This is a genomic window from Pseudoalteromonas sp. HM-SA03, from assembly GCF_002289345.1.
In the GTDB taxonomy this organism is placed as follows: Bacteria; Pseudomonadota; Gammaproteobacteria; order Enterobacterales; family Alteromonadaceae; genus Pseudoalteromonas.
This window is the reverse complement of sequence record NZ_NSDG01000035.1, coordinates 1-7,874: the sequence shown is the minus strand read 5'-3', so window position 1 is coordinate 7,874 and position 7,874 is coordinate 1. Positions and strand designations below refer to the sequence as shown.

Below are 7,874 nucleotides of genomic sequence, written 5' to 3'. Positions count from 1 at the left end.
AAAATAGTGAACACACTTCAGAAAAATAGTTTCTTTAATCGATTTTTTAGCGAGCATAGCTTTAAAGGTGGGATCGATGAAAATAGATTTGGGTGTGCAATTTTTAGAAAGTTTCATAAACCAAATGAAAGTAACTACTTTAATTTAAAGCAAAGATATTTGTTCATAGCAAACCCTCAAAGTTTAAGATTGATTCTGCTTCTTCTTCCTGCTTGGATTTCTGTTGCACTTTGGCTATACCTATTTTTAAACTTATTGATTCTTATGGTTGAGGGTGAATCTTTTTTTTGGGGTATACTGTTTATCATACCAATGTATTCTGTTTTGGTGCTAAATTTCACAGGTTTATTTTATGATAGAATAAAATTTAAAGGAGCTTATTTTGACCGTGTGGAGCAAAAAGTAAGTTTTACATGGAGTATAAGTAATGCTGAAGAGCTTGATGGTTTTGGTAATCCAACATTCGATTGGGATAATATAGAATGCCGAATTAAAAATGAGTTTGGAGCGCTAGGTATTATGAAAGCGTTTATTGAAATCAGACATAAAGATTTCGAGCGTTACCCGAATGCGAAACTAACAATAAATGCCTCTGGTGATACGTCGAAGCCTGTGCGATGTTTTTTGGAATGGGAGTCGATTGTTAGGCATATGGAGCAAGATAAACCTTTACCCGATACACCGGAATACGAGCTGTATCGAGAGTTGGATCCAATCACTAAGTCTTTTGATGAAAGTAATGGTCGACCAAAAGGCTTTTGGACACAATTCAGCCTTGAACAACAAAGAGAAATTGAAGAGCAAATATTTCATNNNGAAGCTATAAAATTTGACTGGNTCTGAGGGCAAAGTTCAACCAGAAATTACAAAACCGTGGGAAGTATGGACCCCTGATCCCACACGGCCACCCAAGCCAAGAGGTATGTTTACTATGATAATGTTACAGCTAGTATTTTGCTATCCGGAATAGGAGTTGTGGATAGCTTTTAACTTCTTATGCTTTTATAGGCTCGGTAAGCAACACCCGGTTGCGAGCGTATTTAGCCTCATACAAACCTAGATTGATTTAGTCTGCGCTCCGGTCGTCAACATGGCAACACAAAATGGAAAATGCGTTAACCGATTTTTATAGTATGTTGTACTCTCCCTCGAGAAATATTCAAAGATTTTTAAGTGTGTTTAAAGTGCAGGTAAGCGCGCCACTAACCAATGAATTAGAAGGGTTTTCTGCTCGTTTTTATTGGTCAAAAGAAGGTGATGATGAAATACAGGAGATAAATAATCATCAGTTGGCCAAGCTTAGCAGTGGTTGGAAGCTATATCCTAATCGAACCGGTTATTACTTTGAGTTCACTGAAGGAAAACTCTGTGAACTGCTAAATCTAGAAGTTGGTAGCTCTATTGAGTTAATCATAGAAGTAGAAAGTTACCCCAATGGCAAAGGTAAAAAAGTGATCGAGAGCGCTACAGAGTTGTACTCCTTGCCGACGGTGGTGACCAAAAAAGACGATGGTTATTTGATTGTGAAAGGGGTTAGATACATCAAAGAACTATCCAGATTAAATCAAAAGTTCAGATTTCCTGAAAGGCCGCCAATTAGATAGAAGGAAACGACGAATGAAAAAGATTGAAGAGATGACTCAAGAAGAACTTGAAGAAATCATCAAAGAAGGCGACAAAAGAAGAGAAAGATATTATCAAGAAGAAGCTAGTGAAGCTGAGAAAAAAGAATTGGAAGAAATGCAAAGGTACTCAGAACGAAGGTTAAAATATATTAGAGAGGGAAATTTTTATGATGCGTTATCAAAAGACTACCTCCATAACCAAAGCTATAAGGAGCGCTTAGCCAAGGCTGAAGAACTAAATGGCTGTAAGTTTAAAGACGCAAAACCCTGTAAAGACAGATTTGCGCCGAGAGACGACTTTAGTAGTGTAAGTTACCCTAGCCAATGCGATGGTCGGGTTGTTTCCGTACCACGCTCACCGGGATTATGGTCCCTTAGGCTACATGGGTTGGTATTGGGCCCTATCATTGGGATTTGTCTGTTAGGGGTAAGTATGACAGACGACAGTATGCCAGCTTGGCATTCATGGTTGGGGCTGTTTTTACTGACTGCATTCCCTTTAATAATGTACAAATTAGGGAATGCAATTCGTATTGTGGATGCAATTGAGTTTAACCGCCATACCGGACTGGTAAGAACGCCCTACACCTTATTCAGAAAGCCATTTTATATCCCCATAGAAGACCTAGAGTTTGTTGTCGGTCCAGAGATAAAAAATATGCGAGGCAGCGCATCGATGCAAACGGGTTACTTAAGTTGTAGAAAATACCCCGAGCACTATTGGTTTGGAAATCGTATTGGTATTGCAGGGGGCGGCGATGCTCACGATTGGTCACAAATGAATAGGTTTATGGATATTACTCAACCAATTGACGAGTACTATCACAGTGCTATGGAGTATACGTTTAAGAAGAATAGGAATGCCCATGGCAACGGCCCATTTCCAGAGGTGATGAAAAAGTACTTTGATGCAGATGACTGCCAAATTAATCGTATGGAAGTGTGGTAATGACGAAAAGTCAAAGTAGGTACAAGCAAGGCGTTAGTAAAGCGGGTATTCATTTTAGGCCGTCTAGAGTGCATGTTAAGTTTTTGTGGCTAGCAGCTGCATGTACTAAATGAGCCAAAAATTTAGGAGATTATGTAATGGATAGAAAATGGTTATTACCATCATTATTGGCATCAAGTAGCCTTCTGGTCGCGTGTGGGGGCGGTAGTGATGACGAACCGCAACCTGGCGATAACACCGGAGCCAAAGGTTCAATAAAAGTCATTGTACAAGGCTTACCAGCTGGTGCAGATGCGGGCTTAACGCTAACAGGCCCTTCTAGCTATAGCGAAGACATTACAAGCACGACTACTCTAAATGCCTTAACAAACGGGGAGTATAAATTAACGGCGACTTCTCGTTCTGTGGATCAAGCACTCTATCAGCCAAATGAAAACTCGGTTACTGTCGATTTGAGTGGTAATGAAGAAGAAACAATCACCATTACCTACCGTACATCAGTAAGTGCACAGGGAACGGTAACTGGGTTTGGCAGTGTATACGTAAACGGTGTGCGTTATGAGACGACGCCAGATCAACAAGCCAATCTTAAAGTGGGTATGCAGGTAAATCTGCAAGGTAAGCAAGGCGCAGATGGTGATTTTGCATTAGCTGACTCCATTAGCTATGACGCAACCGCTAAAGGTGTGGTTACGGCAGTCGACTACGCCAAACAAATAATCACTGTTTTGGGTCAAGAATTTAGTGTTGATAAACGTACGAAATTAGAGGTAGCTTTCACAGAAGTAACCACAGGTGATTTCGTGGAGATCAGTGCGTTGCGTCAAGGGCGGGGTCAGTATGTTGCTACCCGCATCGATGTGGAAGAGCAAAATGGCGAATTTGAAATTGAGGGTAAGGTTGCTGAGCTAGATCTTGATACGAAAACATTCAAATTAGGCATGCTAACTATAGATTATAGCCGAGCAACAGAAGTTGAAGGGACGCTTGAAAACAATGCAATAGTGGAGGTGGAAGCATCAAGTTTACCTATTGATGGTGTATTACTTGCAGACAGTGTAGAGGTTGATAGCAACGAGCCAGTGTCAACAGGTTCGGTCGCTAAATTTGAAGGTATTGTTACTCAAGTCAGTGACGACGCCTTTGCAATCGGCGGGCATAGCTTCACATTAAATGATGACACTGATTTCAAAAAAGGTGATGACGATGACCTGCAAATCGGTATGCGTGTATTTGTGCTTGCAGTTGCAACCGAAGAAGGTTTAATCGCCAAAAAAGTACGCTTTGATAAGCACTCTGAAATCGAATTAACCGGTGTTATTGAAGCAATTGATCTTGAAGCACAAACAATTACGGTATTTGGTAGCACCTATTTTGTGGATAACTATACCCAGTTTGAAGATGACTCTGATGCAGAAGACAACGAGCTAAAACTTGAGAAACTTAGTGTGGGCGATGTCGTTGAAATTGAGGCGTTTGGCTTTGAAGAGGCCTATGTCGTGAGAGATTTAGAGCGTATCTCTGCAAGCGATTTTGACGATCAACAAGAACATGAGGTTGAGGGTAAAATCACGGCTGTTAATGCTGGCGAGCAAACAATCACAGTAGGCAAACTTGTCTTTGCCATCAATGGTGCGACAGAGCTGGAACTTGAAGATGATGTAAACCTCACGACATTTTTTGAACAAGTGGCAGCAGGTGATATCGCGGAAGTTGATTATGTGATCCAAGGAGACTCATTGATCGCAACTAAGGTTGAAGTTGACGACAAAGATGATGACTTCGATGATCGTAGATTTGAGTTAGAAGGTAAAGTGATAAACTTTAACCCTGTCGATGCGACTTTTAGTGTTGATGGTAAGACCGTATTCTTTGATGGAAATACAGAGTTTAAAAACGGATTGTTTGTTATTGGCGATGAAGTCGAAGTTACCGCTATTCAGCGTGCTGATGGCTCAATCTTGGCACTCAAAATTGAAATCGAGTCTGATGATGGTATTGAACTTGAAGTTGAAGGCAAAATCACAAACTTTGTCTCAGCGTCTGAGTTCATGGTGAATGGTGTTTCTATTGCAACTGATGGCAACACGGAATTTAAAGATGGCAGTAGCAGTAACCTTGGAAACGGTGTAACGGTTGAAGTAGAAGGTGTGTTAACTGACGACAATGTATTGTTGGCTAAAAAGGTCGAATTTGAGGAAGATGACGTTGATGAAGTCGAAATTGCAGGCGTAATTGAGGGCTTAGTCAAAAACTCTACGTTTGAATACGAGTTCAACCTTGGTGCGCAGCGCGTTCAAATTACGGCAGATACAAAGCTTAAAAACGGTAATTTTGAGAAGCTTTCAAATGGCTTGGCAGTTGAGGTTGAAGGTTACACAACCGACGGTGTCACTGTTATTGCTAAAGAGCTCAAATTTGATGCCGTAAAATATGTGGAGGTTGAAGGTTCAATTACACAAGTTGAGACAGATGAGGCGTTTTACGTCCTTGGCCAAAAAGTCAAAGTATCTGAGCAAACTCAGTTTAAAGATGGCAGTCAATCTGATATTGCAACAGGCAAAAACGTTGAAGTTGAAGGCTATTTAGTAACTGAAAATGGTGAAACTTATATTCAAGCAGAAAAGGTAGAGTTCGAAGACTACGCCTATTTTGAGCTCGAAGGTAAAGTTGCAAACTTGTCTGGCGACCAATTTACATTATTTGGAATGACGATTCATGTAACCAATGACACCGTATTCAAAGATGGCCAAAAAAGTGACCTTAGTAATGATGTTAAGGTTGAAGTTACCGCTCAAATGGTCGAAGGCACGATCATCGCGCTAGAAGTCGATTTTGAAGATTAACTATTGGTAAATGTAAAAGTCACAATTAAAGCCTCCAATGTGGAGGCTTTTTTGTGTATATTTCACTTTAAAATTAATTCACTTCTCCTGACTTAGTACCGTCATATTTCTAGCACTTAACTGCCATAAAAGCTTAGCTTTCTTGACTTTTTTCCCTCGTATAGTTACACCCGCCACGCAAAACGCAACGGTTTATCCTGACTCGCTGTTCTTCTTGGTTCAGTTTCTATTAAGTGGAATAAGAAGAGACGTGAATAGGCATTACTGAAATAACTAAACGCATGCGCACGGGTATGCAAACAAAGTAAAGAAAGGACTTATGAAAACAAAACTACTTCCAATCGCACTACTGTGCGGTGCCACAAGCATTATTACTGGTTGCTCAGATTCAGATAACGATATTGATATAAACGTGCCGAAAGGACCTGATATTCCAAAAGAGGGCACTGCGGTGTCTTTGCGTTTACTAGAAACCACAGATTTGCATGCAAATGTATTGAACTACAACTACTTTTCAGACAAGCAAGATGACAAAGTGGGTCTCGTGAAAACCGCAGCGTTAATCCATCAAGCGCGAAGCCAAGTTAAAAACTCCATGTTGGTAGATAATGGCGACTTGATCCAAGGTAGTCCGCTTGGCGACTATATGGCGAAAATCAAAAACCTCAAAGAAGGTGAAGTTCATCCTGTTTATAAGGCCATGAACACACTAGAGTACGATGTCGCAAATATTGGTAATCATGAGTTTAACTTTGGCTTGGCGTTTTTAGACGAAGCAATCGACGATGCGAATTTTCCCTACATCAGTGCAAACGTATTTAAGGTTGATGGCGACGAAGATGAAACAAATGATGTGCCGTTATTTAAGCCTTACCTAATTCAAGAAAAGCAATTCTTTGACGAGAATGACAAACTTCAGGTGATTAAAGTCGGCTTTATCGGGTTTGTTCCACCGCAAATCATGCAATGGGATAAGGCCAACCTTGAAGGCAAAGTGATAGCCAAAGACATCGTAAAAATGGCAAAACACTACGTGCCTAAAATGAAAGCTGAAGGCGCGGATATTGTAGTTGCTATTCCGCACTCAGGTCTTGATGTATCTGCCGATAAGCCAATGGCTGAAAATGCATCTTATGCTTTGTCCAAGGTGGATGATATAGACGCCATTATGTTTGGTCACGCGCATGCAAACTTCCCTGGGGCAGGCTACGCAGACTTAGCGGTTCACGGTGTTGATAACGATAAAGGCACAATCAATGGCGTTGCGGCTGTAATGCCTGGTTTTTGGGGTAATCATCTTGGTGTGATTGACCTAGATATCCAATTTAAATCAGGTAAATGGGTGGTGGTTGACTCACAGTCGACGCTGAAGGCTATCTATGAAACGGATGAAAATCGTAATACGGTATCGTTGGTAGAAAGCGATGCGGCAATTGAAGCAGCGGTACATCGTGAGCATGCTGAAACTCGCGCATGGGTGAATGAGCCTTTTGCTAAAATTACCAACACAGTGAACAGCTATTTTGCGTTAGTGAATGACGACCCCTCAATCCAAATCGTGACTGACGCACAAGCATGGTATACAGCAAAAATCGTGCAAGGTACTGAGCTTGATGGATTACCTATTCTGTCTGCGGGTGCGCCTTTCAGAGCAGGGCGTGGCGGGCCAGATGACTTTACCGCAATACCTGCAGGTGATATCGCCTATCGTAACGTTGCAGATATGTACATTTATCCTAACGTACTTAAGGTGTTGAAGCTCAAGGGCAGCGAAGTGCGCGAATGGCTTGAAATGTCTGCAGGCCAGTTCAATCAAATCACACCGAATACTGAAGGCGTTCAAGCGCTGATCAATCCAGACTTTCCTTCATATAACTATGATGTGCTAGATGGTGTGACGTATCAAATTGATGTCACTGAGCCTGCACGCTACGCGGCAAACGGTGAAAAGGTGTCAAACGGTAACCGCATTAAGGCATTGAAGTATCAAGGTGAGTTGGTGAAGGACGACCAAGTATTCTTGGTTGCAACGAATAACTATCGTGCATCTGGTGGCGGTAATTTCCCAAATATTAAGGGAGATAAAATCGTTGTCGACTCGCCAAATGAGAACCGTCAGGTCGTTGCTGACTATATTACTTTTGTTAGCGACCAAAATGGTGCCGCAGGACTTGATCCATCGGCAGATATGAACTGGTCATTTGCACCTGTAGTTGGCACTAATATTGAGTTCTTTAGTTCAACTAGTGCGGATGCTGAAACCTACAGTCAGCAATTTAATCATATTCTACCTACTGGCAAAACCGACGAAAGAGGTTTTGCACTTTATCAGCTGGATCTAACACAACCGCTGAACTAATACATTACGCCGCCATATTTTGGCGGCTCAGATTGATGATAAACCCCGCTTTTTTAAGCGGGGTTTATTTTTCCCAGTTGTTGGAGCAGTTTTCT

General features: G+C 41.4%; 4 protein-coding genes. All 4 read left to right on the top strand.

Annotated elements, in window-relative coordinates; translation table 11 throughout:
• The first annotated feature begins 1,103 nt into the window (after positions 1–1,103).
• The 4 genes from CKO50_RS07250 to CKO50_RS07235 all read left to right on the top strand — a co-directional run bounded on the left by CKO50_RS07250 (position 1,104) and on the right by CKO50_RS07235 (position 7,779).
• Positions 1,104–1,604: a hypothetical protein gene (locus CKO50_RS07250; RefSeq protein ID WP_255229455.1), complete on the top strand. Its 501-nt coding sequence runs from the start codon at positions 1,104–1,106 to the stop codon at positions 1,602–1,604.
• A 13-nt stretch (positions 1,605–1,617) separates the two neighbouring features.
• Positions 1,618–2,574, top strand: coding sequence for a hypothetical protein (locus CKO50_RS07245; RefSeq protein ID WP_095727605.1), 957 nt, complete (start codon positions 1,618–1,620; stop codon positions 2,572–2,574).
• A gap of 137 nt (positions 2,575–2,711) precedes the next feature.
• Positions 2,712–5,420 carry a DUF5666 domain-containing protein gene (locus CKO50_RS07240; RefSeq protein ID WP_095727604.1) on the top strand — a complete coding sequence of 903 codons (2,709 nt, stop codon included), beginning with the start codon at positions 2,712–2,714 and terminating at the stop codon, positions 5,418–5,420.
• A 319-nt stretch (positions 5,421–5,739) separates the two neighbouring features.
• Positions 5,740–7,779 carry a bifunctional 2',3'-cyclic-nucleotide 2'-phosphodiesterase/3'-nucleotidase gene (locus CKO50_RS07235; protein WP_095727603.1) on the top strand — a complete coding sequence of 680 codons (2,040 nt, stop codon included), beginning with the start codon at positions 5,740–5,742 and terminating at the stop codon, positions 7,777–7,779.
• Positions 7,780–7,874 lie beyond the last annotated feature (95 nt).

Bases quoted from the DNA above. Each gene is read 5' to 3' on its own strand.
- CKO50_RS07250 (WP_255229455.1), top strand. From the start codon at position 1,104: ATGGAAAATGCGTTAACCGATTTTTATAGTATGTTGTACTCTCCCTCG.
- CKO50_RS07245 (WP_095727605.1), top strand. From the start codon at position 1,618: ATGAAAAAGATTGAAGAGATGACTCAAGAAGAACTTGAAGAAATCATC.
- CKO50_RS07240 (WP_095727604.1), top strand. From the start codon at position 2,712: ATGGATAGAAAATGGTTATTACCATCATTATTGGCATCAAGTAGCCTT.
- CKO50_RS07235 (WP_095727603.1), top strand. From the start codon at position 5,740: ATGAAAACAAAACTACTTCCAATCGCACTACTGTGCGGTGCCACAAGC.